We start from the raw sequence: 26,987 nt of genomic DNA, 5'->3' as shown, positions 1-26,987 counted from the left end.
TGTTTAAAAAAACGAGTAAAGCTGCCATTTTATATTTTGTTTTCTAATTATACCCTGGATTCTGATTGATTTCAATTTTATTATTAGTATCTAATTCTATTTGTGGAATAGGCAACAACAGAGTGTTCTCATTAACTCTTTCTTTTAAAATTTCTAAAGTGACATCTTCTGTATTTTGATTATAAAAAGAATATAATAATGGCACCATTATTTCAAAATGATTTTCCATGATATCAACGGCATTAAGAGTGGGTAACGTGGTACTATATCTTAAAATATCAAACCACCTGTGATTTTCAGCTGCTAATTCCCAACGTCTTTCATTAGCTACAGCAAGATCAAATTTTTCAGGTGTATTAATATCTGTAGATGTAAGCGCATTTGCCCCTGTTAAACCAGCTCTTGCTCTAACCCTATTAATATAAGTTAACGTATTTGGGTCTGCACTTCCAGCTGCTTCAGCATACATCAACAATACATCTGCAAAACGGATAATTGGAAAATCAAATTCAGAATCATCTCGAACAGTTAAAAAATACCAAAATTTAGTGTAAAACAATTTTCGAGGTACACTTGCATCTCGAGAGGGTAAAATAAAATCCCTACGAGCATCTGCTGTATTATAGGTATCATATAACTCTTGACCAGGAGCATTATCCCCTTGACTTGACACTACAAAAATAGTTTCTCCATTTGTATTACTACTTGGTGTTGCTGGCGCAAAACTAGTAGTAAATGGAGACCCTAAATTACCTTCACCTGATTTATAGCGAATAGTAAATAAAATTTCTTTATTTAGCTCATTTGTTATCGAAAAAACATCCTCATATGTACTTTCTAAACCATACCCACTGTTAGCTATTATATCTGTCAACAATGGTAAAGCATCTGATTTACGTCCTAACGTTAAATATACTTTTGCCAACAAAGCTTTTGCAGACCATGCATTTGCCTTACCTGCATTTGCTGAAGTGATATCGGCATACTTTGCTGAGTTTCCGTTAGAAATTGTATTTAAAAGGTCGGCAATTATCAAATCATAAACTAAGCTTTTATCAACTCTATTGATTACAGAAGCATCAACTGGAGATATTGGTTCAGTTACTAAAAACACATCTCCAAAAAGACGCACTAAATTAAAATAATGGTACGCCCTTAAAAAACTAGCTTGAGATGCAACATCTTTGATATCTTGCTCCGTAGCATTAATAGAATTACCATCATAAACAATAGTACCTTCTCTATAATTAACATTCATTTTGTCCAAAAGAATGTTATTATTTTTAATATTTACATAAGTATAATACCAAAAGTTTTTCAAGTTATCATCATTAGTCCCTATAAAAAATCCATCATATGATAAATAGAAAATATTATCTGGAGAGGTAGTTCCTATTTGATTCATTACAGTATTATCAGAACGCAACTCTGTAAATTTCCATTCTTCTGCTGCGGGCGCTCTCATACCTCCATAACAAGCATTTAAAGCAATATTCAATTCCTCTGTATTTGAGAAATAAATCTCTTCGGTAATATAAGATTGCGGATCAACAGTTATAAAATCTTCACTACAACTAACAACACTTAAAAATAATGTGCCAATTAAAAATTTATATATATATTTCATAAGACTTATTTTAATAATTAAAATTTAACATCAAAACCTAACACCATAGTTTTAGGTACTGGGTACCCGCCTCTATCATATCCAGTATATAATGCACCACTATAAACACCACTTGTTCTTCTACTCTCAGGATTCAATCCCCTAAAGCTTTTAGCAGTTAAATAAAGTAAATTTTGCCCCGTAAAATAAACTCGTAATTGATCTAAGCCTATTTGTTTACACCATCTTTCATCTAAGTTATAACCTAAAGTTACCTCTCTTAAAGCAACGTATGATGCATCATCAATACCATAATCAGTCAACACCCAATGTATCCCACCATTATTTTCGTAAGGTGTTTGACCATCTCCAGGGTTGGATGGGCTTACCCAACGGTTCTTGGTGTAATTTGTTACCTGGCTTTTGGTTTCTGTATAACCTGTATCTCCTTCGTACATTTCTATACCTTGAACCCCTTGAAAAGAGAATGATAAATCAACACTCTTATATTCAAAAGTATTTGTCATACCCCAAGTAAAATCTGCATATGGATCGCCTATTACAGTTCTATCATCTATAGTTATTTTACCATCATTATTGTAATCTACAAGTTTTAAAGCTCCAGGTGTTAAAGTACCAATACTAACGTCATTAGTGGTATAACCAGATGCATCTATTTCTTCTTGCGACAACCAAATACCATCCGTTTTATATCCATAAAATTGAACCAATGGGCTACCTACTTGTGAAATATATTGTTCACCTCTTTCTCCAGTTTGAGGAGTTTCTGCATTACCTCCAAAATCAGTCAATTTAAGTCTGTTTGATGCATAATTTGCAGAAGTTGTCCATCTAAAATTTTCTGTTGCAATATTAGTTGTTGACAACTCAATTTCATGTCCCTGATTGCGAAGACTTCCAACATTATTCCAAGAAAATGCTATCCCTGAAAATAATTGATTATTAGTTGTTAAAAGTAGTTTATCTGTATTTGACTCATAAAACTCAGCAGATAAATTGACTCTATTTCTAAACAGCCCCAAATCAAAACCTAAATTTGTTGACACTGTAGTTTCCCAAGTAAGATCTGCATTAAACTGAGCATCTAAAAAATCATATAGGGTAGCTTGACCATTAGCAACAATTCCATTGCCACTACCTGAAACATAATTTTGTACATCTAAAGTACTTATGTAAGGATTGTATGAATTATTCCCTCCTAATTGATCTGTACGGTTGTTTCCCGTTTCACCATAAGCAGCTCTAAAGTTTAACCTACTGATTACATCGGATGATTCTAAAAAATTCAATTTTGCTAAATTAACACCTCCAGAAACTGATGGGAATGTACCCCACTTATTCCCTGGTCCAAATTGTGAAGCTCCATCTGTTCTAATAGTACCTGTAAGATTAAACAAACCATCATAAGAATACACTAATCTACCATAGTATGACAACAAGGCCGTTGCATTTTTAATTTCTCCTCCATCATCCCCTGATGAATTTAAATTTGCTTTAACTATAGACCCTGCACTATTCCATGTTCTAATATTCTCATTTGGATAATCTGTACCAGTGAAACTTGAATTATAATAATCTGTTCTTTGGGCGGAAAAACCAGCTAAAACATTAAACGAATGTTTTTTAAAATCTTTTATATAATTTAAAGTATTCTCTGTTAAGTAATCTCTATAATTTCTTCTTAAGTATACTGCATAATTTGTATTTGTTGCTGATTGTGCATTGGTGCCTACCCATTGTACTCTATCTGAAAATCTATAATAAGCACTTGCTGAAGTCTTAAATGTTAAGTCTCTATTTATTTTATAAGACAAATCAAAAGTTGCTTGAACCCTGAATTGTTCTTCAGTATCGTCTTGTAAATTTAAAACCTTAAACGGATTGATACTACTAGTGGTCCAAGGATTAGAAAGATTAGTACTTGTATATATTGACCCATCGGGCATTGGAAAATTAGTATTCTCAAACGATAAACTTTCAAAGTGTTGTGGATTAGCATAATCCCCAACTGCTACATCTAAATTATTACCACCTGATTGAATAAGCGCTATAGTTTCAGCGGTATGCGTAATAGGAATAAAACTAGGAAACCTAAAATAATCTCTATAATCATTAGCTGGTCTTTCAGTTTCAGAATAAGTTGGTGCCACATTAACTCCAACTGATATTTTGTCACTCAAATCAGCATCCAATTTCACTCTAAATTGATACTTTTCATAATTACTTTTTTTCATCATACTTTCGTCACCATTGTAAGCACCAGATATTCTATACCTTAATCCTTTATTTCCTCCAGAAGCACTCAATCCTATATTTCTAAAAACACCATTTCTCATAAATTCATCTTGATAAAGAGTACCTTCACCACCTGAAAATAATTGCTCAGCTATATATTGTTTTTGATCACCTATTGGGATAGTTGGAACAGCTCCGGTCCACAGTGGGTCATTCAATCTTAATTCTTGCTCAGCATATAATTGTCTAACATACTCTGAAGACGTTTGAACATCATATAACTTGTAAGCACTTTTAAAACCAACGGAATGATTAAAACTATATGAAGTCTTTCTATCACTACCACTTTTAGTTGTTACTAAAATAACACCATTGGCTCCTCTAGAACCATAAATAGCAGCAGATGAAGCATCTTTTAATACAGAAATATCAGCAACATCTGCCATGTTTAATGATTCTAAACCATCCTCAATGGCTTGACCATCTACAACAACCAAAGGATCTGGACTAGCATTAATTGAAGCTTGTCCTCTAATTCTAATTTGTGGAGCTTCTCCTGCAGCAGATGATGTGTTTTGAATTTGAACACCAGCAATCTTTCCTTGTAGTGCTTGATCTACTCTAGATACTGGCAATTGATCCATGTTTTCATTTTTATAAGTAGAAATAGCACTTGTTATATTAGATTTTTTTAAAGAACCATAACCAACAACCACCACCTCATCTAAGGTTGCTAAATCTTCTGATAAAGCAATATTAATAGACGTTTGCGATTCTATAATAACTGTTTGAGTGGTAAATCCAACATATGAAAATTGCAATATATCGCCTTTATTTACTTTAATTTGATAATTTCCATCAAAATCAGTTGTTACTCCTTTAGTCGTTTTTAAAACTATAACGTTAACACCTGGAATTGGAATATTATCCGTTGCAGACACAACAGTACCACTTACGGTCATACCATTTTGTGCAAATAAAGTAATATTGAATATCAATAATACCGTTAAAAATAGCTTAGTTTTCAAGTTCATAATTAGTCATTTATGTTTTAATCATTAGTAGTATACTACCTTTTAGTTTAGCCTTTTACAACAATTATATTTTCAAAATAATTGTTCAATCTATATGTCTATAAGTTTTCTCCCTCGTTTAAAATGTAAATTAACTAAGGCAAGTTATTTTCCAACCTTATTGATTCATTTTTTAACTCATAAATAAAAATATTTTTTTCAAAATTATACTTACAACTATACCATTTGACATCAGCTCAAAACTGGTTAACCAAATTGGTTATCCAAATATATGTTAATTTTTACTTAAAACAAATTATTTTTAAACTTTAACACATAATTCGTTAAAAACAACACCTAATTATAATAAGAAATCAATACTTTGTTAGAAAGAATAGAATAATGCATGACTAATTCGTGAAGTGTATTTTATAAAATACACTTCATATGTTTTATTTAATGGACAAGCTTGTTTTAGATATTTTTATACCATTTTGTATTCATCAAATAACACATAAACTGTCATAAAAAATGTATACTTATGTTGGTTTAAGAAGTTTTATTTTTAGCACTTTGCTTCAATAAAAAACCGATGCAAAAAACAATTAATGCACAACAAAAAAAGAGTATTTTCCCCCAATTCGGGTTTGGAATTAAAGTCATCATCAAAAGGCTAACGCTAATGACTATTACCATATTTCCTAATTTCCGTCTTTGTTGACAGTCAAATTCATCTTGTAAAATATCTGCAATGACAGGTGTTTTTAGATTATTAAAAAAACGATTGGTCTCAAGTTTGTTTTTATCATTTGACTCGTTATAAAACAATGAAGTTGCCCAGAAAAACCCAGAGGTAACAAAAACATGTCCAGCAATAGTTAGAATTATATTCATATCAATAATTTCTCGATTACTAAGCGTTTCAACTCCAAATATTGACACAAAAACTTCTGCTGTTATCACGTTTGCAACAAGCCAAGAAACAAACAATCCAACGGCAATAGTAGCCCAAGGCGCCCACTGCGGTGTTTTTTTTACTACAATCCCTAATAATAAAGGCACCATCATTGGCATCTGGATCATGGTAGAAACTGACATCATAAGTTCAAACAAACTAAGTTCCTTTAACGATGCAAAATAAAGTGCTGCAATAACAACCCCAATTCCACTAACCAAACTAACTAACTGACTGATTCGCAACAATTTTTTATCGCTTGTGTGTTTATTCCTTTTAGCTAAAAAAGGTTGATAAATGCTTCTAACAAAAATTCCTGCATTTTTATTTAGGGCCGAGTCCATGGAAGACATGGAAGCAGCAAAAAGTCCAGCCATAAGTAATCCAACTGTACCTATAGGCATCGCATTTCGTGCAAACACTAAATAAACAGCATCTGCCGCTTTGTTTCCTAATTGCACATAATCTGCTGCTGCATCTGGATACAAAGTAGCAGCTGCCCAAGGTGGAATAAACCAAATGATGGTACCTACCCCCATAAGAGTCATGGCTAATAAGGCAGCTTTACGAGCATTAATAGAGTCTTTTGCATTTAGAAATCGAAAAGAATCATGAAGATTCATCATGGTTATTATTTGCTTAGGTAAAAAAAAGATGAAAGTACCTAATAATATTATGGGGTAATTCATATTTGGCCCTATAATAAAACCTCCTGGAAAATTGGTAACTAAATTAACCGGACCTCCGACTTTTACTAATGCCACCACTGCGCAAGCTATAGAAACCACAGCCACGACTAAAGTCTGAACAAAGTCTGAGGCAACTACCCCCCAAGCACCTGATAATACTGAAACAAAAAGTACAGTGAGACCAATTGAAATAATGGTTAAAGAAATATCTGCATCAAAAACAGCACTGGTAAAAACACCTAATGCGTTCAACCAAACACCAGCATTCAGGAATGAAAACACAATTAATGCCCAAGAAAAAAAAGTCTCATTCTGTTTACCAAATCTTGCTTTTATAGCTTCTGTAGGAGTATCCACTCTCATTTGTCTAAAGCGATGTGCAAAAAATGCCCATCCACAAAAAAATGCAAAAGTATTACCAATATATACAGCACTAATTGCAAAACCGTCAGTAAATGCTTTACCTGCCGCTCCTGTGAAAGTTACTGCTGAAAACTGAGCCATAAAAGCAGTCGATCCAACCATCCACCATAACATTCTACCTCCCCCACGAAAATAATCACTAGTGGATTTACTTGCCATTCGTGAAAACACAACACCAATAGCAAGGATTATAATAAAATAAAGTGCAATAACAAGATAGTCATAAAACATAATTCGACTTTTATTGCAGATGAGAAACATCTGTCCAATTATTATTCTTCCTAATTAAGTCGATAAGTTTCTGATATAAACTACCTTCTTTGAAAGTTTGATAAGGCTCTGCAGTTTCTCCTTTAATATCTTTTACAAATTCCCTAACTAAGTAATGCCAATTTCGTTCAGTATCACCTACAATTTTTGGCTGATTAGCAACAATATCATTTGGGAGTGCCAAGGTTTTCCATGTATTATTTTTATCCCATATATAAAGAGGCCCCATGCCGTAATGCCCTTTAATATAAATGGCTCCTTTTGTTCCATAAAACACAATATGATCTTCATTAAATCTTGGGGTTAACCCGCCATGTTTAAAAAGCACAGAAACTGGTTTAAATGCCATTGCACTTTCCAATTGTGCTAACACAGTATAAGACCACTCCACATTGCTTTGACCCCATTTTAACGCAGGATCATTTAAATCTTTAGGAATAAAGTCCCTTCGTGTTTTAAAATTATGCACCCCTTCAACAATAGGCGCTTTCCCCATATCATCACGCACTTCTCCAATAATAGACAGAATTTTTTCACCAATTACAGATGTTACAATAGACATCATGTGAGTAAAATTATTATTTAAACGTCCCCCACCTTCCTCTTTACGATGCGACCAACCAAAAGGAATATCTCGCTCCAAATTAAAATGAGAAATACATTCAACTTCAGTAGGTTCTCCAATAGCACCATCAGCTATTAGCTGTTTGGCATGCTGAATATGTGGCATATATCGAAAGCTAGAAGCAAAGGCCGTTTTTACTTTTTTATTTTTAGCAAGTTCGTATAACTCTAATGCAGAATTACCACTATCAGTTAAGGGTTTATCACTAAACACATGGCAGCCAAACTCAATAGCTTGTTTTATTGGCTCAAAATGAGCCCCACCAGGCGTAGCTATAGAAACAATATCTGGTTGACAATCCTCTAATGCTTGCAACCAGTCTGTTCCTGAATATGGAATACCCATTTTATCAGCTACTTTACTTACTACATTTGCTGTTCTACCAACAATACCAACCACATCAACGTCAAAAGCCCGAAAAGCATCTGCATGCCCTTGACCAGCAAATCCGGATCCAAAAACTAATACCTTTATTTTTTTTTCCATTTTAAACTTATTTTTAGTTGTTCTATTGTTACATAGTCAACATTATCAATATTATCGCAGAGCTACAAGGATTGATATTCTTCATAAATATGAAAACAACTTTCATTATATTAAAATAAAGAATTTCAAATTGCTAAAAATTTCTTTCTTCAGCCATTTTCACAACTCCAACAGTTAAAATTAAATTTGCATAGCGACGCTGTTCACCAGTTTGTATAATTAAAGTAGTGGCAGGTTCTCTTATTTTATCATAAAAAGCCCAACGCTCCATTTCATTCCAGGTTACATTACCAAGCATTTTTTTGTAAGCATCATGTATCTCTGCATTTGCTTCAGCTGGCTTTTCCATAACAATACCCCCCTGAATAGGACAGACTTGCAAAACACCTTCCAGTACTGTTATAGCATCTAAAATCCCTGGGCGAAAATTAAGGTGTACCGTAGTAGAATTAGGCCCTGTCATAGCTGCAACTGGCAAATTACCGTCTGCAATAACAACTTGTGCAAAATGGCCTGAACGCGCGAGCACTTCCAAAATTGTTGGGTGTATAACCTGAGTCTTTAACATAAACGTATTATTAAATAAGATTAAACATAAAAACACTATGAGCAAAGTAAGGCTTAGCTCTTTATCGGCTCTAATTCAGCAAGGTATTACATATTATAAACACCTCCATTGATGTCTAAAGTAGCACCTGTAATAAAACCATCGTATTCAGACGCTAAGTACAACACCGCTCTCGCAACATCATCTGCATTCCCTGCTCGTTGGATTGGAATACTTGCCGTTGTTGCTGCTGCTGATTCTTTTGTTGTATGCGTATTGTGAAATGACGTACCAAGAATTAGCCCTGGAGCCACAGCATTTACTCGAACACCTTGAGGTCCTAATTCCGATGAAAGAGCTCGTGTAAATGTTAAGATAGCCCCCTTACTTGTAGAATAAACTAATGATCCTGGATGACCTCCTTTTCTACCTGCGAGCGAAGCCAAATTAACAATACTACTATTATTATTTTTTACCAAAAAAGGAGTTGCAGCTTTAGTAACCAACATCATAGATGTAAGGTTTATATCCATAACTTTATGCCAAAAATCATCTTCCATTTCACTCAGCATTTTTCGAGCAACAAGCGAACCTGCGTTGTTAATTAATATATCCAGCCCCTCAAAAGCTTCTGCCGCTTTTTCTACTACTGCATTGGCATCAATTTCTTTAGTTAAATCACCACGTAACGCAACTGCTTTTTGCCCTTTACTGATTGCATATTCCTTTAATTGGTTTGCGGTATCAGCACTGGAAAAATAATGGATAGCAACATTTGCACCACTATCGATAAAATGTCTGGTAATAGCCTCCCCTATTCCTTGAGCACCAGCGGTAATAAGAATATTCTTCCCTATTAATTTCGTGTTATTTTTCATGTTTATATATCTGTTATTAATTATGCAGTTTGAACTTAAAATTAATAAATTCAAATTATTAACTTCCTGTTTTTGGAAAGCAAACAAAACAAAAAAGTTATACTGATTTGAAAATCAAACCAGCATAACTTAAAACTAAACAACCTCAAATTACTTTTTTAATTTTATTTGTTTTTTTAGTTGTATCCATCATTTTGAGTAATTACACCATTGGTAGCAAGAATTTCTGAATTTGGAATTGGAAACACATAATAATCACTATCAATTGTCATACCCATTTCTGCATCAACAGTACCTGTTCTTACTAAATCAAACCATCTATGTCCTTCTAATGCCAACTCTAACCTTCTTTCTTTAGCTATTGCAGTTCTAACAGTAGCTTGTGTAGTAGCTGTACCACTTAAACTAGTTAATCCTGCTCTGGTTCTTATGGCATCTAATCCAGATAAAATAGTTGCAGATTGTGATCCATTTGCATTAGTAGTTTCATTTAATGCTTCAGCATACATCAAGATAACATCAGACAATCTCATTTCAATAAAGTCTTGATCCAAACCTCCCGTATATTTTGTTCCTTTTGCGTTTACTTCGTCAATAGTTAATGCTTTTCTTAAATCAGTACCTCCTCCAGCAGCACTACTTGCATCAAATGCAGCAGTTAAACGTGGATCTAAAGGCGTGAGAGTTTTTGTATCAGCTCCAGAAAACCATCCTACAAACGTAGAAGCAGAAGTAGTACCATCTGCATTAGGAATGGAAGAAGATATTTTTGTTGCAAAAAGAATTTCCGAACTCACATCTGTAACAACATCTGCAAAATCACTTTCTAAAGTAATTCCTACTCCACTTGCTCCACTTACTACAGCTCCAAGCTCTGTTACAGCTTCAGAAAAATTCCCTCTATACATATAGACTTTACCTAAAAATGCTCGTGCTGCTATTTGAGAAGCACGCCCAGTTGCTAATCCTGCATTGGTTAAGCCTGATATAGCATCTTGTAAATCTGGAATTATAACATTATTATATACATCATCTACTGGTTGCCTTACTAAAATAGACAAATCCGAAGTGCTCGGTGATGATGATAAGTTTACAGTAACATCACCAAAAATCATCACTAGCTTAAAGTAAGACAAAGCTCTTAAAAATTTAGCTTCTGCTACTTCTGTAGCGTCTAATGAATTTTCAATAACATTATTTGCACTTAAAATAGCTTTATACAAATTACTATAAACGGGGCTAAAAAATGCGCCTGTCATATCACCGCCTCCTAAATCTGCATTATAAGTATCCATTGATGTAAATGGATTCTCAATCATCAACATATTGTCTGCTCTGAAATCTCCCATAACCAATTGTGGCATTGCAACTCCTGTCTGATAATAATATGCTGCATTTAAAACGGGACCAAACTCTTCCAAATTACTTGCCTCCAAGTCTAAGGAAGGCAATTGATCTAAATCATTATCACATGCTGTTATCAACAACATAGAGACTAATACTATATATATAATTTTCATTTTTTTCATTATTTATTAATTAAAAATTAACATTTACACCGAACGTAAAACTTCTAACAATTGGGCTTGCACCTTCTTGGTATCCATAAGTTGTTGGTCCTGCATAACCATCATTTTCGATTTCTATACCCTCTGGGTTAAAAGATGTATAATCTTTTCCCATTATATACAGCAGATTAGAAGCTGCAAGATAAACTCTCATAGAACCTATACCCACTTTGCTTATAAAATCTGAATCAAGAGTATAACCTAAAGTTAGATTTCTTAAAGCAATGTAAGATGCATCTTGAATCATGCCTCCATGCACATCTCTAGACTCTAAATAATGCAGGCCATTGTTATCAGCAATACCATCGTTATTAGCATCAAAACTTGGTCCTGTAGCATCACGAAATAAAGATTGCCAATAAATAGGGTCAATATTATAAACTTCTGCCCCTTGAGACCCTTGAAACTGGAAAGCAAAATCAAAATTCTTATAATTAAAATTACTTGACACCCCCCAATAAAAATCTGGAGTTGCTGAACCTAATTTAACATAATCATCTTCATAAGTTATTTCACCATCACCATTTTGATCAACAACATAATGTAGACCACTTTGGTATCCAATGTTTCTTGTTGGGTCTTCCATATAAATAGATTCAACTTGTCCTGCACTTTCATATCCCCACATTTCACCAAGTTCACCACCTACATAATTTCTAAATTCAGCCCCTCTACCTGATGGCCCTCCATAAATTTGACGAGGTAGCTCATCTAAGTCACCCAAGCTGGTGATTTCTGATTCAACTGTAGATAAATTGGCATTTATACTCCAAGAAAAATTATCCTTTTGTAATAGATTGGCATTTAATTCAAACTCTAAACCGGAACTTGTTATATCACCGCGATTCAGTCTAATTTGAGGTGTTCCTAAAACCTCTGAAACACTTTGATTAATTAACATATCATTAACATCTGAGGTATAGTAATCAACACTAAATCTGAAGCGATTATTTAAAAACCCTGTATCCACACCATAGTTAGTCTCTTTATTGGTTTGCCAAGTTAGATCGGCATTTGCTATTTCATCTGGAATTAAAAAGCCTGTTCCAAAAGCGGTTGGTGAGGTCCCTAAAATACTCAATGAGCTATAAGAACCTAAGTCTGAAGAAGTTCCTAAAGACCCCATACTAAACCTTGGTTTTAGCAAACTAATTACAGCATTATTTTCTAAAAAAGATTCATTATGCATATTCCATCCTAAAGAAAATGCTGGAAATACTGCATATTTTTCATTTGCCCCAAATCGTGAATCACCATCTCTTCTAATAGAAGCTGATACTAAGTAACGATCATCGAATGCATAAGCTATTCTACCGAAAAAACCTCTTCTTGACTGATTTTCTTCTATGTTTTGAGATACAACATCTTCAGATTCAAAAAATGAATAGTTAAGAGGTAAGCCAACAGGCACATTGGTTCCATTAGAAGAAATCCCTCTGTATTTTGTATTTACAAATTCCATACCTATCACAGCAGATATATCATGCTTATCTGCAATCACTTTTGAATAATCTAAAGTAGTAGTACTTAGTACTGTAGATTTTTTAATATTCGAAATATCTAAATCAGTTTGATTAGAACGTTGTTGCCCGTCTGTTAACACCCCACGATAATAATACTCTTTAACATCTCGTGAATCTGCCCCAAAAATGGTTTTTATATTTAATCCTTCTAAGATTTCATACTCCAAATAAGAACTTACATTTCCATAAAGCGTTTGTTTATACCTTTGAGAATTATCAAATTTTGCTGCAACCCCAGCATCCCCTGTTCCTCCAATTCCATTTTGATTTCTACCATATTGCCAATCATGAACTACATCACCAGGTTGTAAATCATATATACTTGTAGGATCCAAACCAATACCTCTATAATCTTGATCAAAAGTTCTACCTATATTTTGACCTGTATATCCTGAATTAAATAAAGCTTGTCTTCTAGCATCTAACTCTTGAACAAAATCAATTGACGCTTGTGTATGGTAAATAGGACTGATACTATAGGCTCTTAAAAGGTCTCTCATTTCCCAAGGTACAATATCCTGATGTCCATAAAATCCATTCATACTGATTCCTGCTTTTAACTTATCATTTAAGTTAGCATCAATATTCATTCTACCATTGTACCTTTCATAACCTTGACCTTTAACAATACCATCGGTATTCAAATATCCAATAGAAGCAAATGCCTTCATATTTTCAGAACCTCCACTAACACTAAAGTCATGGTTTGTTGAATTACCACTTTGAAAAAGCCAATCTTCCATACTCACAACATCTGGTGCATTTTCGTATGCCCAAAGCCTGTATTCTAATAAACCTGGGTCAGTTTGCGAGAGATCATAAGCTCCTGACTGCAATTCTTCAGCCCATTCACCAGCAGTTTTTAGCATTTCAATATCCTTAACATATTTTCTTGATGTACTTGTGTAGGCATTGTAGCTGAAATTTAACTTCCCAGATTTTCCTTTTTTGGTGGTAACCAAAATAACCCCATTAGCCCCCAAAGAACCATAAATAGCAGCAGATGCAGCATCTTTCAACACCTCCATACTCTCAATATCGTTAGGGTTAACCGTTGCTAAATTCCCTGAAATAGGAAATCCATCTACAACAATTAACGGGTCGGAACTGCTTGAAAGCGATGAACCTGTTCTAATTTGAACTTTTAAGTCTGAACCAGGCTCTCCACTTTGATTTTGGATTAAAACCCCTGGTAGTTTACCCGCCAAGGCTTCATCAACACGTGCAACTTGCACAGCAGCTACATCTTCACCACCAATTTTTGCTATAGCTCCAGTAAGGTGTGATTTTTTACGAGTACCATAACCCACCACTACTACTTCGTCTAACACAGCAGTGTCTTCTTCCATAACAACATTAAGTGTCTTTTGATTAGTAATCGTTATAGATTGTTTAATATAGCCTATGAATGAAAAATCAAGTACATCTCCACTTCTTACCGTTATTTTAAATTTCCCATCGAAGTCTGTTGAGGTACCCTTTGAAGAATTAGCTATAATTACATTGACACCAGGTAAAGGCATATTTGCCTTGTCTGATATCGTACCGGACAATTCATATCCGTCCTGAGCAAACAATGATATGTTAAATATCATTATTAACATTAATGTTACTTTAGTTTTTAAATTCATTTGTCGTTCATTTTTAGTTATTCATTGGTTTTTAAATTAATTTTGGTTTTCCAATCTGGTTATTCAGATTGGTTAACCAAAAATGGTTTTCCAAATATATGTTATTCTTTTGTTAAAAAGCAAATAATTTCAAATTTTAACTTGAAAATTCTTCAACTATAATAAAAAAGTAGCTTTTCTTAAAAAGAATTAAAATAATAGATTAAAATATCAAAAAATATATTGATTAATCAAAAATACATGTCAATTTATAAATAATCTATAAAAACACGTGTGTTATTAATAAATAATGTTATAAAATTAGATAAACAAAAAAGTTGTGAATCCACACCTTTTGATTATTGCTATAAATAAAACCATATCAACCCCTTCTTATAAAGTAAAAAATAAACAACTGATTGACATTTAGTTACATTATTAATTTATATGTTTCACCAATTCCACAAGGTGCCATCATTTAGCCTAGTAACTGGAAGGTATGATCTTTTATATGGATATTGCTTTGCCGCTTCTTCATTAAAATCTACTCCTAAACCTGGTTTATCCTTTATATAAATTTCACCATCTTTAAATTTAGCACTAAAACTGAACACGTCATTTAATTCTGGAGTTCCAAATCCAATAAATTCTTGAACTCCAAAGTTGGGTGCCCATAAATCCACATGCATATGTGCCATAAAGCAAATAGGTGAAAGATCAGGCGCACCATGAGGTGCTAAACGTACATGGTAAAGTGATGCAAAATCTGCTAACTTTTTCAATGATGTTATACCTCCTCCATGTGTTGCCGCAGTTCTTACAAAATCGATATATTGATTTTCTATGAGGGGTTTAGCATCCCAAATGGTATTAAATTTTTCACCTAAGGCTACTGGCGTAGTGGTATGATTTCTGATAACTTTATAGCCCTCAGGGTTATCATAAGTTACAGCATCTTCAAGAAATTTTAAACGATATGGTTCTAACATTTTTCCTAATTGCGCAGCTTCAATAGGAGTTAACCGGCTATGTATATCATGGCACAACTCAATATCATAACCAAATTTCTCTCTTGCTCGCTTAAATAATTCGGGAATAAAATTTAGGTATTGATTAGTAGACCATGGGTGTTCAGGTGGTAAAGGTCTATTCCCTTGTAGTTCATAATAATTCTTTTTACCTCCTAAAGTACCATAAGTGCCTTCAGTCCCAGGTATGGTACATTGTAACCTTACAACCTTATAACCTTCTTTTATAGCTTTTCCTAAATGATTAAGTACATCTTCAATAGATTCACCATTAACATGGGCATAAACCGTAATTCCCCTTCTACTTTTACCTCCTAATAATTGGTAAACAGGCAAATTAGCAACTTTACCCTTAACATCCCAAAGTGCCATATCAATAGCTCCTATTGCAGCCATACTTACAGCTCCATTTTGCCAGTAAGCACCTTTAAATAAATATTGCCAAATATCTTCTATTTGATGAGCATCTCTTCCTATTAAACAAGGGATAACATGTTCTTCTAAATAAGCCACAACTGCCAATTCTCTACCGTTTAAGGTAGCGTCTCCCAACCCAAACACGCCATGGTCTGTTATAATTTTAACAGTCACAAAATTACGCCCTGGACAACAAACAAAAACCTTTATATCTTTTATTTTCATACTACTAATAGCATATTTTTAACAGCATTACCCTTTTTTAAATTTTTGCGTTTTAATGATTATGATCTAATTGAAATAACAAGATATTCTTAAAAAACGAACCAGCTACTTTAATCATTTTTAATAAAATAGCCTTCATTGGACACAGCATGATCACTTACAGAAATACTTGCCGTTTTAAACCAAACTTCAGCATAGTTTCCGTCAGCATATTGTTTTTCAATATCACCGCCATGGGTTTCGGCTCCTGAGCACCAGTTTCTATTTTCATTGGGAGATTTTCCATTTGTTTGATTGTAAGCACCGAGCTTAAAAAAACAACCTTCACCAGCATACGCATTTGCACGTTCTACGCCGTCTTGGCCAATTGGCACAAATAATTTTCGTGTTTGCTCTGGTATATCCGCAGTTGTAGTATATTCAGATTCTATTAAATTTTTTGTAAATATTTTAGTTTCATGTCCTTCACTAAAAAATTTCAAAGTCATAATTCCATTTTTCACCTCAACTACATAACTAAATTCTTCTCCTAAAGCAATACCTTCTTTGGGTTCTTCTGGATACGTACTTTCATCTGTACCAACCACAGAAAAATCATCCCCCCAAACAGCCGTAGAATAATCCCATCTTCCTGAATTATCTTCACCTGCAGTATTGATTTCATAATGCCAAAAAACAGAACCTTTGGTATGACTTGGGAATTTTTTATAAAATATTTTAAGTGGTTCATTTTCATGTTTATCTGCACTGTGAATCTGCCCCACAACAACTGCATATGAAGCTGCAACACGAGCATCACCAGTAGCAGAAACATTCATTACTTTAAGTGTGGCTGTTAATTTATCATTAGCCGTCTTGGGATACCATTTTTTTGTTTGAGCCAATTCAGTTCTCGTATTATTTGAAGTTCCATGTGTATCTCCTCCATTGGGCGTTTTAAATACTACCCAATCACTTTTACCATCATTTGTTGTGTAAAAGAAATCTTTATTCTCATAATTATTTGCAATTCCAACATTTGATCCATCACCTAAAATTAATTTCCAATGATCAAAAAACGGAATAACGTTACTGGCATAAACTTTTTTTATAGTTCCCTCTTTATTTGTGATAAGTTTTGCTTTTTTAACTTCGCTTTTACAACTATTCAGTACTAAAAAAAGATTAATAATTATAAGTGTGAATACGGATGTGATGATGTTTTTATTCATTTTATTATTTTTTAGTTTGTTTTATATATAGGTCATGATTACTTTATTCAAAAAATCTTTTTTTGAACTTATTCATTAAAAATATTCGAATAGAGCCAGTATTCCATTATAGGAAATAATTAAAGCAAAAAGAAGAGAAGCATACAACCCAATGTTAACAAACAAACTTGTTTTATAACCTTTCATAATCCTCTTACTGTTCACAATCATTATAATACCCAAAACCACTAGTGGTAGCACAAACACGTTAAACACCTGAGATAAAATTTGAATCTCAATAGGGTTGGCTCCAAATACAGGTCCAATTAAAGCCACTAAACAGGCAATAAAAGTTATAATTCTGAACTGTTTTGAATTTGTATCAATATCTCCAGATTGATAATCTGCAATCAACAATGGAGCTATTAATAAACAAGGAAAAATAGATGATAAGCCAGCACTTAACGCTCCAAAAAAGAAAATAGTTACGGCCCATTTACCTGCTACAGGCTCTAAAGTATTTGCCATATCTAACACCTGAGTAACTTCTTTACCTTGATAAAATAACGCTCCAGCAGCTACAGCCATAATTACTCCACTAATTATAAATATTAAAATAGCAGCAGTAATGGAATCTTTTTTTTGTTGTCCTAAATTCTTAATGGTCCACCCCTTTCCTTTTACAAATAGCGGTCTTGATAGAAATGTAGCGGAAGCCATAGTAGTTCCTACAAATGCTGCTACTAACATTTTACCCCCAGGAACATCAGGTATAGTAGGTATTAATCCTTTAACTACATCTACAGAAAGAGGTTGCACAAAACATAATGACAATATAAAGGACACCCCCATTAAACTTACAAAGATGACCAATATCTTTTCAAAAAAAGTGTATTTACCTACTAACATTAGCAAATAAAAAACAACAATTATGACAATTGCTGTTACTAACACAGTCTCATATTTAAATGCACTTAAACCTTCAAAATTTATTGCTAAAATTTCATAAATAATATTTGAAGATATGCCCAAGATTCCCATTAATGAATTCCATTGACCAAACGTAATTCCTACTATGATCAATATGGCTAAAACTTTCCCTTGTTTAAAATGTTTTTTAAACCCATAAAGAGCTGTTTCACCAGTAATTAACGCATAATTTCCGTATGCAAACATTAAAACTCCGGAGAAAAGACAACTTATTAATAGCACCCATAATAATTGCATATTAAATTTGCTACCCGCAACAATCATAGATGTTACACTGCCCGTTCCTATAGTATACCCAATGGCAAAAATGCCTGGACCAAACCCCAAAACAATGGCTATAATTTTTTTTAATAGAGTGTTCTTCTCCTTAGTTTCTAACATAATATTCTAGTTTAATTGGTAAATGTGTTTTATCTGGATTGGTTATTTCCAGTTGGTATGATGAAACTTCCCCGAATCATCATCAATACGTTGGTAAGTATGTGCCCCAAAATAATCGCGCTGCGCTTGTATTATATTTGCTGAAGAATTTGCTGTTGTATATGCATTTAAAAAATTAACAGACTCACTTAAACAAGGAATTGCTAATTCACTTAAAACACATTGTGCTACCACTTTGTTTATTGAAGGTTTAAACGACTGTATCAAATCAATTATAAACTGATGACTTAAAATATTATCATTTTCTTTTAACACCGAAATTAAATCTACCATAAAATCAGATTTTATAATACAACCATTGGTCCATATCCTAGCAATTTCACTTAAATTTAACTCCCATTTATACGATCTTCCTGCTTCCGATATTAGCTTAAGTCCCTGATAATGATTTATTATTCTTGCAAACTGATATGCATTTAAAATATCAATGATTTCTAAATTTAATGATGCTGGTTTGATATTAAAATTTTCACTTGACTGTAATCTTTCTTCTTTATAGAATGAGGTGTAACGAGCAAATAATGCAGTGGCTATTAATGTACTTGGAACTCCTAATTGTGCCGTAGCAATAGTAGTCCAATTACCTGTACCCTTATTACCTGCTTTATCAACTATTTTGTTTACTAACCAATCTTCACCATCCTTTTTTCTTAAAACATCAATAGTAATTCCTAATAAATAACTATCAGCTTTCGATTTCCATGATTCTAATATATCTGCAATTTCATTTGGGTTGTTACCCTTTAATTTAAGAATAGTAGACACTTCTGCCAATAACTGCATTTCAACATATTCAACCCCATTATGAACCATTTTTACAAAATGACCGCTTCCTTCTTCTCCAATATAAGTACAACAAGGCAAACCATTAGCATCTTTAGCAGCTATACTTTCCAAATAAGGCTTTATCAAGTTATAAGTTTCTTTGTTTCCACCTGGCATGATGGAAGGACCTTTTAAAGCACCTTCTTCTCCTCCTGAAACGCCAGCTCCTATAAAATGTATATTCTTAGTTTTTAAATAATCATAACGTTCTTTAGTTTTTAAATAGTTAGAATTTCCCCCATCAATCAAAATATCTCCATCTGATAAAAATGGAATTAAATCTTCAATCACCATATCAGTTATCATACCAGCATTAACCATAAGCATGATGCGTCTAGGTGTTTGTAAAGAATTTACAAACGCTTTTATTTCTGAAAATGGTTGTGCTGACTTGAGCTCCTTATGAGCTTCTTTAAATCTAATAGCCACTCCTTCTTCAGTTCCTTTTACTTCTCTATTATACATAGAAATTTTAAAACCTTTCTGTGCTAAATTTCTACTTAAGCTCCTTCCCATCACTCCTAAACCAAATAAACCAAATTCTGATTTCATCTTTATTTCTTTTATTATTTTTTCAACTATTACTTCTGGTTTTAAACCTATATTTATTTCTAAAGCCTGCTTTGGCTCCTCTAAAGTATCAAACTGTGATTGTAATAAATCTGAAGACATAAAATGATGTTCTCGTTTTTTTATCCGCTCTAAAATTTGATTAAAAGTTCCTACTAAATAAACCCATTTAACTTGCCGTTGAACATCTTCACTTAAAATATCTCTATAAGATTTCTTTAAAGCAGAACATACTATAATGCAGTTATTTTTTTGTATTTGTTTTTTCGCTAGCTTATTAAGTGTTAACAACCAGCCATACCTATCTTCATCGTTAAGTGGTATGCCATGACTCATTTTATCAATATTTGATTGTGGATGAAAATCATCACCATCAAAAAAAGGAATATTAAGTTTTTGTGCTAATAATTGACCAATGGTGCTCTTTCCACAACCTGATACCCCCATTATAAAGATTACATTATTAGAAATCATATTACCTTTCTATAAAATCATTTTTCATTTGGCATTGTCCCAGCACCTACAGTTGCGTGTTTAAACCAAACTTCTGTATAACACCCATTGGCGTATTGTTTCACTATATCTCCATTATAAGTTTCTGCTCCTGTACTCCAAACTATATTTTCTTCTGGATTTTTCCCATTGGTTTGATTATAGGCACCTTGTTTAAAATATTGGATTTCATCAGCATATCCGTTTACTCGCTCCACGCCATCACGACCAATTGCAGCGTATAATGTTAATACTTGTTGAGGTATTTCTGATTTTTTTGAGAATTCTGAGTTCAACAGGTCTTTAGTAAATTGTTTTGTTTCATGTTCTTTACTAGAAAACGTTAGATACATGACACCTTTATATACGTTTATTTCATAACTAAATTCTTCTCCCAATTCAATCCCATCTTCAGGCTCTTCAGGATACGTTGTTGGACTAGAGCCAACCACAGACATATCATGCCCCCAAACGGCCGTTGAATAATCCCATCGTTTTGAATTATCTCCTTCGGTATTAATTTCATAATTCCAAAAAACTGATCCTTTTTTATGTCCAGGAAACTTTTTATAAAATATTTTTAAAGGTTCATTTTCATGACCTTCATCACTATGAATTTGACCTACTACTACCGAATAAGACGCTGCAACTCTGGCGTCTCCAGAAATAGAAACGTGTTGTACTTTTAATGTACCTGTTAGCTTACCTCCCGTTTCAGGTATCCAATGTTTTTTTTGTCCTAATTCTGTTCTTGTGTTATTTGATGTTTTGGAAGTAACACCCGAATTAGGAGTTTTATAAACTACCCAATCTGTTTTTCCATCATTTGAAACATAAAAAAAATCTTTGTGCTCTACATTTTCTAAATCTTTAAAACTTGTACCATCACCACAAAGGATACTAAATTCATCCATAAATGGAATAACATCACTTGGATACGTCATGGTATCTGATATTTCTGTATCAACCTTTTTAGTTGTATTAAAGCAGCTATTCATTAATAATAGTACACCAATTATTACAAGGGTTTGCCATGTTGTTTTAATAATTTTAGTATTCATAATTATGTTTATTTGTTGTTTAGTTTATTGATTGAGAAAAAAACATTTTAAAATTTACTTTCCAAAGCACCTCTTAAACAGGAAGTAAACAGGTATAAAAAAGACAGGTTTACACCTATCTTTTTTATTTTTATCTCATTAATTTTAACTTATAAGCTCTATTTGAAGCTAATAGTTGTAGACTTATGACTTATCCCCAAAATAAGACACCCCTGCACCAGTCAAAAAATCTTCTCTTACAGGACTAAATGTATCAATTAGTTCACCTGCCTCTAAACAAAGTGCACTGTGCAATAAATTGGGCTCAATATAAATGCCATCACCTGCTTCAACGATTTTCTTTTCACCATCAATTTCAAATTCAAATTTTCCTGAAGCACAAAATGTTGCTTGTGTGTGAAAATGTTGATGTGGGGAACCAAATGCGCCTTTTTCAAATTTTACTCTTACCATCATGATTTGATTATCATAACCTAAGAATTTCCTAGACACACCTCCTCCAAGTTCTTCCCATTCCATATCTTTTGTAATGATGTACTTTTCACTAAATCGATTCATTTTTTTAATTTTTTATGATTAATTTATTTATAATAATAAGAACCTGTCCAACTGTAGTTCTTTTCGTTTATTTTCAATGTATGTTTTGCTTCTTTTGAAGCATTTGTATTAGATATTACAAATAATTTGGTGTTATCCTTTACATCTGTAATTGTAAGAGCTGTATAATCTTCTGTATCTAAAACAATTTTCAATGCAGCTATATTACTCTTTGAATTTAGCGCCAATTCACTTACTGGACTATAACTACCGTGAGGTTCTATAACAGAAACAAAGATAGTATTTTTGGTGTTTTTTCTTCGCGTCATCAATGCTGCTTCCCTTCGTAAATTAAACTCTGGATCATTAGCTCCTATACGTGTAAAAAATAATTCATCAGAGGGTGTTGAAACAGAGGTCAGAGAATAAAAACGACCTTTATCAAGCCATAAAAACTTAGTGTTTTCTTCAGGTGCTTGCCCAACACCTTCAACATATAAATGCTGATAGCCATTTTTGATTCCTAATGCATTTAAAGTACTGGTTACATTATACTTAAAATTAGTTTCAATAACCTGACCTAAAAAATAATAAGGCATATCATATTGATTATTTGTATTGGATTGTATTTTCATTATATCCAATACAAAGGGTTTTTCAAAATTATCGTCCTTTATAATAGCCATAGTACGATGCATTTCAGTACCTGGATAGGCATTATTTTCTTTTGCACTTGCTATTTGAATTTTTGGATTATCGAAGTTAAAAAAATACAAATTAGAATGATGCTTACTTCCTATTTCATATTTACCCTCAAAATGGGAGGTGGCATTTAGCGTAAGAGTATTATGTGCTATGGTTTGTTTTGCCCAAGTTGTGTTTTCTTTCAAATAATTCCCCCCCCCTTTTTGTTCTATATTAACAAAACGAGCTAAACCATAATCTTGAATAACTTCATCACCATTTTCATAAAGTGAAAATGATAATTTATCATAATGCCCATGACTCAAACCTTGTGCGGCGTATTTAAAAACAACCTCCAGGCCTTGGTGTCTTAACACACCAACTCCTCCTTGTTTTCCATCTGGGCCATCGGTTAAGTTTACTGATTTTTTTTCAAAGGGTTTTGCTTTTCCTTCTTTTATACCAATAGCTACTGCTAAGCCCGAATCATCTAACATAACTTGTCCTTGTTTTTTAGCAATACTAAGAAGCCCAGGGTTTTGAGAACCAAAATAATAACCAATATTTACTGTGGACACCATAGCACTTGTAAAATAAGACATTCCTTTCTGCCCATCGTTTAGTGGAAAAAAATCACCATCGGCATCCGATAATTGCAACAATGCATCCACAGCTTTTAATAAAACCCCATTTTTATGCTCAAATATTTTTAATTCAGGTTTAACGTTATGCAAAGCTTCAGCAAAAATTAAAAAGGGATACATTGCATAACGCTGATAATACGGTCCTTCAGTATAATAACCATCAGGAGAAAAAGGTTCTTCTAAATTAGCTAAAAAGCCAGCTCTACCATCCTTATCTTTTATAAAACCACCGTCATTATCTTTTGCTTCTGGATCTAAGCCTACGTCTTTAATACCATATAATGCACGTTGTAATAAGTCATCATCATCCATCACCAAAGCAATCATACCCACAGCAGAATTTCCCCAAGTACTGTGGTTGTGTACTCGGTTATAAAACTGGGGATTTTCTATGGAAATATAATCTGCAAATGGGCGAAATAAATTATTTTCTAATAAATCCCGTTCTTCTTTGGATAAATAATTATAAATACAATCATAAGCTTGACTCACATAAACCAACCAATTAGAATCGTTTAAACACTGCCAAAATAATTTTCCTCTAGCATAAGATCGTGTCTGAGGATGCACAGGCAAGGATTTATAAATAGCTTCATACTGCATAAGCATGTCTTTTACAAATTTAGCATACTTTTCATCATCCAATATCTGATATAGCACACCTGCTTTCTGTAAAATTAAAAAATTACTTTTATGTTTTTCATGTGTATAACCTCCAGAAAAATCTTTTGGTATTGGTATGTCAATACCAAGTGCTATTTCTGCATCCACTTCTTCTTTTGTTACTTGAAGTGATGCGTCAAAAATGGGAATAGTTCCCAATAATTTTCGTATATTATCTACACCTGTTTTGGTAAGAATAAGCTTTGGGTGCTCAGATCCAACAACCACCTGCTCTGTTTTATTAGTATTTGCAGTCTGCTCATTACAAGAAATAAAATTTAAACACACTAACAATATTATAATTAAGCTATAATTTTTAAATTTCATTAGATTTAATTTAGTTGGTAACTGATAAAACAACTTTTATTCATTGGTTTACCAGATTGGTTTACCAAATATACAGTTAATTAGCACTAAATCAAAACTTATAGTATTAATTTAAAAAATTTAACATCATTAGGATTATTTTTTAAAATAATGAATATATTTTTTAAAAAGCAAATTCACATTTTCATGTTTCAGTAAGTTAATATCTCTCCTGGCTTAAGGGGTATGGATTTTATAAATTTAGAATTTTTAAATAAAACTTGAATATTTTTATCATGTAAGGATTGAATAACAAAACTATCATCCTTAAATAATATATAAACGTCTGAAACTTCAGAAAACTCAATTAAAATCTCATTATATTCAATTTTTTTAACTGAAAAACACAAACTTTCGTCTTGTTTTGATAATGAAGAAACGTTATTACCTGACAACTTCAGCTTAGAGTTGTTTATCTCCCAGCCTTTTATTTTTGGTTCATTACTTGTTTCATCTATTCTATTAGAATATCCTTTATATGGATATAAAACAGTAATAAAATTAAATGCTTTTTTTCTTCTTTTAGTAATTACCGACCATTGTTTACCACGCTGTCCTGAACTAAATACGGAATCTGTTTCACAAATTTGAAAAATATCTAAACCGGAGGCATTATCAAACGTGGAGCGAATTAAGTTAGCTCCTTCCTCCAAACTGTAATGACCTTGCCAAACTTGTTTATAATCATGATATTCATCTGATGAAAAATTATCTTTTACAATCCAGAAATCATCTCTCAAATAAATAACCTGCCTACTATAATCAACACCTATATTTTTAAAACCATCATGACTACCAATAAAAACATCTAAATTTTTATTAGTTTTCCAAACTATAGTTTTTGGTTTTGGCAATTGAAGAAATTTGCCAAAACCACTCCCACCTTGATTAGACGTATATTGTTTACCCTGTAATTCATTATCAACCAATGCAACATTTTTTGTCATAGAGTTTTTAAATAATTCTAAATCTTCAAGGGAATATCTTACTTGATAATTTGGAAGTATCACTTTACCATTTGCTACAGCTTGTACTCCTAACATGTCACCATGTTGATGGTCTGGTTTTTCGGTATCCAATCCCGAAGAAATAATCATCATTTTATCATCAGGCTTCCAACCTTCTCGCATAATATAATAACCCGTAGTTGGAAATTCAACAGATTTCATGGTTGGAAATTGCGATTCAATATTATTCAATATATTCAGCTGATCATCAGTAACATACCAAAACATATTTGATGACACGTTTTTATTAGCAAAATATCCCATTTTAGGCGAATCAAATAATAAATACCCTAAAGTTAAGGCCCCTGAAATATCATTTTTTTCTGCCCAAGGCTCATCTGTATCATCGGAAAGCACAGGAGCATACTTATCTGGATATGCTAATTTTGTTAAGCTTACAAAAAGCGATTTTAACTTTTCTTTCCAAAAAAGTTTAACATCTAACTTACTTATTTTGGCTAACTGATATACATAATAATAATTCCCAATATCACTCATATGGTAATGAATTGTACGTTCAAATTGAAAACCATCTTCATTAATTTCTTTAGATAAATGTTGCTCCAAAAGCTCCATAGAGCGCTCATACCACTTATTGGTTCCTTTAAAATCTCTTAGCAAAATAGAAAGCATCGCTAAGGCAGATAATCCTCTTGTTTGATGATTGCCTGGTTTAAACTCAGCATTATGTTCATACAAATGCGCCCCATGCTGAAGCAATGTTGCGATAGTAGTTAGTTGATCTGCATCAGAATAATTTTCTTGACCCAAAAACATATTATGAATATGTAACCAATTTAAAATGCGGTAGCCAGAGCGAAAAGCTTCATAAACACCATTCCCATCTTCAATTTTTTCATAAGCGCCCAAATGAAATGCCACATTAAGTGATTGTAATTGGTTTTTAAAATAGTTCAAATATTTTATGTCCTGATTTTGATAATGATAATAAAAAGCAATATCTACCATTTTATGCTGACGTGCCAAATGCCTTAAAGCATACGCATTAACAGGCTTGCCATTTTTATAATTGAACGGTAGTACCCACTGTGTAGAATCTTGAAATAAAGACATATGCTGCAAAGCTCGTTCCTCATGATTTTTTATAACATGGGGATATTCTAATTTATAAGTAGAAAATCGTGTCTCAAAATCCTGCCAATTATAAAAATAACGTTCGGAAAATTTTGCGCGAAGATATGCAGCCAGAATCGCTTCTGTAATTTTACTATCTCCTCCTAAATCATCTTTAACAGCATCGGTTAAATAAGCTGAAAGTTTTTGGTTTTCAATAACATTTTTTGCAGGAATATTTTGTGCAAAAAATGACGTAGTTATCATAAAAGCAAACAGCATTAAAATTATTTTTGAACACTTTAAACTTCTTATAAATAAAGG

The 26,987-nt window shown here is 32.9% G+C and carries 16 protein-coding genes; all 16 read right to left on the bottom strand.

Translation table 11 applies throughout. From position 1 onward, the window contains the following. Positions 1-43: 43 nt before the first annotated feature. The 16 genes from APS56_RS15155 to APS56_RS15080 all read right to left on the bottom strand — a co-directional run bounded on the left by APS56_RS15155 (position 44) and on the right by APS56_RS15080 (position 26,930). Positions 44-1,627, bottom strand: a complete 1,584-nt coding sequence (locus tag APS56_RS15155; protein WP_054730285.1) for a RagB/SusD family nutrient uptake outer membrane protein — start codon at positions 1,625-1,627, stop codon at positions 44-46. Positions 1,628-1,644: 17 nt separating this feature from the next. Continuing rightward, positions 1,645-4,896 (bottom strand): SusC/RagA family TonB-linked outer membrane protein, encoded by a 3,252-nt coding sequence (locus APS56_RS15150; protein WP_082379376.1) that lies wholly within the window; start codon positions 4,894-4,896, stop codon positions 1,645-1,647. A gap of 528 nt (positions 4,897-5,424) precedes the next feature. Next, positions 5,425-7,173, bottom strand: coding sequence for a sodium:solute symporter family transporter (locus APS56_RS15145; RefSeq protein ID WP_054730281.1), 1,749 nt, complete (start codon positions 7,171-7,173; stop codon positions 5,425-5,427). A gap of 10 nt (positions 7,174-7,183) precedes the next feature. Next, positions 7,184-8,323, bottom strand: a complete 1,140-nt coding sequence (locus APS56_RS15140; protein WP_054730273.1) for a Gfo/Idh/MocA family protein — start codon at positions 8,321-8,323, stop codon at positions 7,184-7,186. Between the two features lie 133 nt (positions 8,324-8,456). Further along, the gene (locus APS56_RS15135; RefSeq protein WP_054730270.1) at positions 8,457-8,891 is read right to left on the bottom strand and encodes an RbsD/FucU family protein; all 435 of its coding nucleotides are present in this window, start codon (positions 8,889-8,891) and stop codon (positions 8,457-8,459) included. An 86-nt stretch (positions 8,892-8,977) separates the two neighbouring features. After that, positions 8,978-9,748 (bottom strand): SDR family NAD(P)-dependent oxidoreductase, encoded by a 771-nt coding sequence (locus APS56_RS15130; protein WP_054730267.1) that lies wholly within the window; start codon positions 9,746-9,748, stop codon positions 8,978-8,980. Between the two features lie 176 nt (positions 9,749-9,924). Beyond that, a complete protein-coding gene (locus APS56_RS15125) occupies positions 9,925-11,268 on the bottom strand; it encodes a RagB/SusD family nutrient uptake outer membrane protein (RefSeq protein WP_054731423.1) in 1,344 nt (447 codons plus the stop codon). Between the two features lie 19 nt (positions 11,269-11,287). Continuing rightward, positions 11,288-14,470, bottom strand: coding sequence for a SusC/RagA family TonB-linked outer membrane protein (locus APS56_RS15120; RefSeq protein ID WP_054730261.1), 3,183 nt, complete (start codon positions 14,468-14,470; stop codon positions 11,288-11,290). Positions 14,471-14,901: 431 nt separating this feature from the next. Continuing rightward, entirely contained in the window at positions 14,902-16,119 is a 1,218-nt protein-coding gene (gene manD / locus APS56_RS15115; protein ID WP_054730257.1) for a D-mannonate dehydratase ManD, read from the bottom strand. A gap of 110 nt (positions 16,120-16,229) precedes the next feature. Then, positions 16,230-17,330, bottom strand: coding sequence for a polysaccharide lyase family 7 protein (locus tag APS56_RS15110; RefSeq protein ID WP_054730248.1), 1,101 nt, complete (start codon positions 17,328-17,330; stop codon positions 16,230-16,232). Between the two features lie 75 nt (positions 17,331-17,405). After that, positions 17,406-18,680 (bottom strand): Nramp family divalent metal transporter, encoded by a 1,275-nt coding sequence (locus APS56_RS15105; RefSeq protein WP_054730246.1) that lies wholly within the window; start codon positions 18,678-18,680, stop codon positions 17,406-17,408. Between the two features lie 42 nt (positions 18,681-18,722). Beyond that, positions 18,723-20,609 (bottom strand): NADP-dependent phosphogluconate dehydrogenase, encoded by a 1,887-nt coding sequence (gndA, locus tag APS56_RS15100; RefSeq protein WP_054730243.1) that lies wholly within the window; start codon positions 20,607-20,609, stop codon positions 18,723-18,725. Positions 20,610-20,626: 17 nt separating this feature from the next. After that, positions 20,627-21,688 carry a polysaccharide lyase family 7 protein gene (locus tag APS56_RS15095; RefSeq protein ID WP_082379375.1) on the bottom strand — a complete coding sequence of 354 codons (1,062 nt, stop codon included), beginning with the start codon at positions 21,686-21,688 and terminating at the stop codon, positions 20,627-20,629. 183 nt (positions 21,689-21,871) lie between these two features. Then, the gene (locus tag APS56_RS15090) at positions 21,872-22,246 is read right to left on the bottom strand and encodes a cupin domain-containing protein (protein WP_054730235.1); all 375 of its coding nucleotides are present in this window, start codon (positions 22,244-22,246) and stop codon (positions 21,872-21,874) included. A gap of 23 nt (positions 22,247-22,269) precedes the next feature. Next, positions 22,270-24,543, bottom strand: coding sequence for an alginate lyase family protein (locus APS56_RS15085; protein WP_054730231.1), 2,274 nt, complete (start codon positions 24,541-24,543; stop codon positions 22,270-22,272). Between the two features lie 191 nt (positions 24,544-24,734). Next, on the bottom strand, positions 24,735-26,930 hold the full coding sequence (locus APS56_RS15080; protein ID WP_236778433.1) for a heparinase II/III family protein: 2,196 nt from the start codon (positions 26,928-26,930) through the stop codon (positions 24,735-24,737). Between the last annotated feature and the right edge of the window lie 57 nt (positions 26,931-26,987).

The sequence above is a fragment of the Pseudalgibacter alginicilyticus genome, from assembly GCF_001310225.1.
Taxonomy (GTDB): Bacteria; Bacteroidota; Bacteroidia; order Flavobacteriales; family Flavobacteriaceae; genus Pseudalgibacter; species Pseudalgibacter alginicilyticus.
This window is presented reverse-complemented; position numbering and strand designations above follow the sequence as displayed.

Excerpts from the sequence above, each read along its gene's own strand:
- APS56_RS15155 (WP_054730285.1), bottom strand. The coding sequence starts at position 1,627 with ATGAAATATATATATAAATTTTTAATTGGCACATTATTTTTAAGTGTT.
- APS56_RS15150 (WP_082379376.1), bottom strand. The coding sequence starts at position 4,896 with ATGAACTTGAAAACTAAGCTATTTTTAACGGTATTATTGATATTCAAT.
- APS56_RS15145 (WP_054730281.1), bottom strand. The coding sequence starts at position 7,173 with ATGTTTTATGACTATCTTGTTATTGCACTTTATTTTATTATAATCCTT.
- APS56_RS15140 (WP_054730273.1), bottom strand. The coding sequence starts at position 8,323 with ATGGAAAAAAAAATAAAGGTATTAGTTTTTGGATCCGGATTTGCTGGT.
- APS56_RS15135 (WP_054730270.1), bottom strand. The coding sequence starts at position 8,891 with ATGTTAAAGACTCAGGTTATACACCCAACAATTTTGGAAGTGCTCGCG.
- APS56_RS15130 (WP_054730267.1), bottom strand. The coding sequence starts at position 9,748 with ATGAAAAATAACACGAAATTAATAGGGAAGAATATTCTTATTACCGCT.
- APS56_RS15125 (WP_054731423.1), bottom strand. The coding sequence starts at position 11,268 with ATGAAAATTATATATATAGTATTAGTCTCTATGTTGTTGATAACAGCA.
- APS56_RS15120 (WP_054730261.1), bottom strand. The coding sequence starts at position 14,470 with ATGAATTTAAAAACTAAAGTAACATTAATGTTAATAATGATATTTAAC.
- manD (WP_054730257.1), bottom strand. The coding sequence starts at position 16,119 with ATGAAAATAAAAGATATAAAGGTTTTTGTTTGTTGTCCAGGGCGTAAT.
- APS56_RS15110 (WP_054730248.1), bottom strand. The coding sequence starts at position 17,330 with ATGAATAAAAACATCATCACATCCGTATTCACACTTATAATTATTAAT.
- APS56_RS15105 (WP_054730246.1), bottom strand. The coding sequence starts at position 18,680 with ATGTTAGAAACTAAGGAGAAGAACACTCTATTAAAAAAAATTATAGCC.
- gndA (WP_054730243.1), bottom strand. The coding sequence starts at position 20,609 with ATGATTTCTAATAATGTAATCTTTATAATGGGGGTATCAGGTTGTGGA.
- APS56_RS15095 (WP_082379375.1), bottom strand. The coding sequence starts at position 21,688 with ATGAATACTAAAATTATTAAAACAACATGGCAAACCCTTGTAATAATT.
- APS56_RS15090 (WP_054730235.1), bottom strand. The coding sequence starts at position 22,246 with ATGAATCGATTTAGTGAAAAGTACATCATTACAAAAGATATGGAATGG.
- APS56_RS15085 (WP_054730231.1), bottom strand. The coding sequence starts at position 24,543 with ATGAAATTTAAAAATTATAGCTTAATTATAATATTGTTAGTGTGTTTA.
- APS56_RS15080 (WP_236778433.1), bottom strand. The coding sequence starts at position 26,930 with ATGATAACTACGTCATTTTTTGCACAAAATATTCCTGCAAAAAATGTT.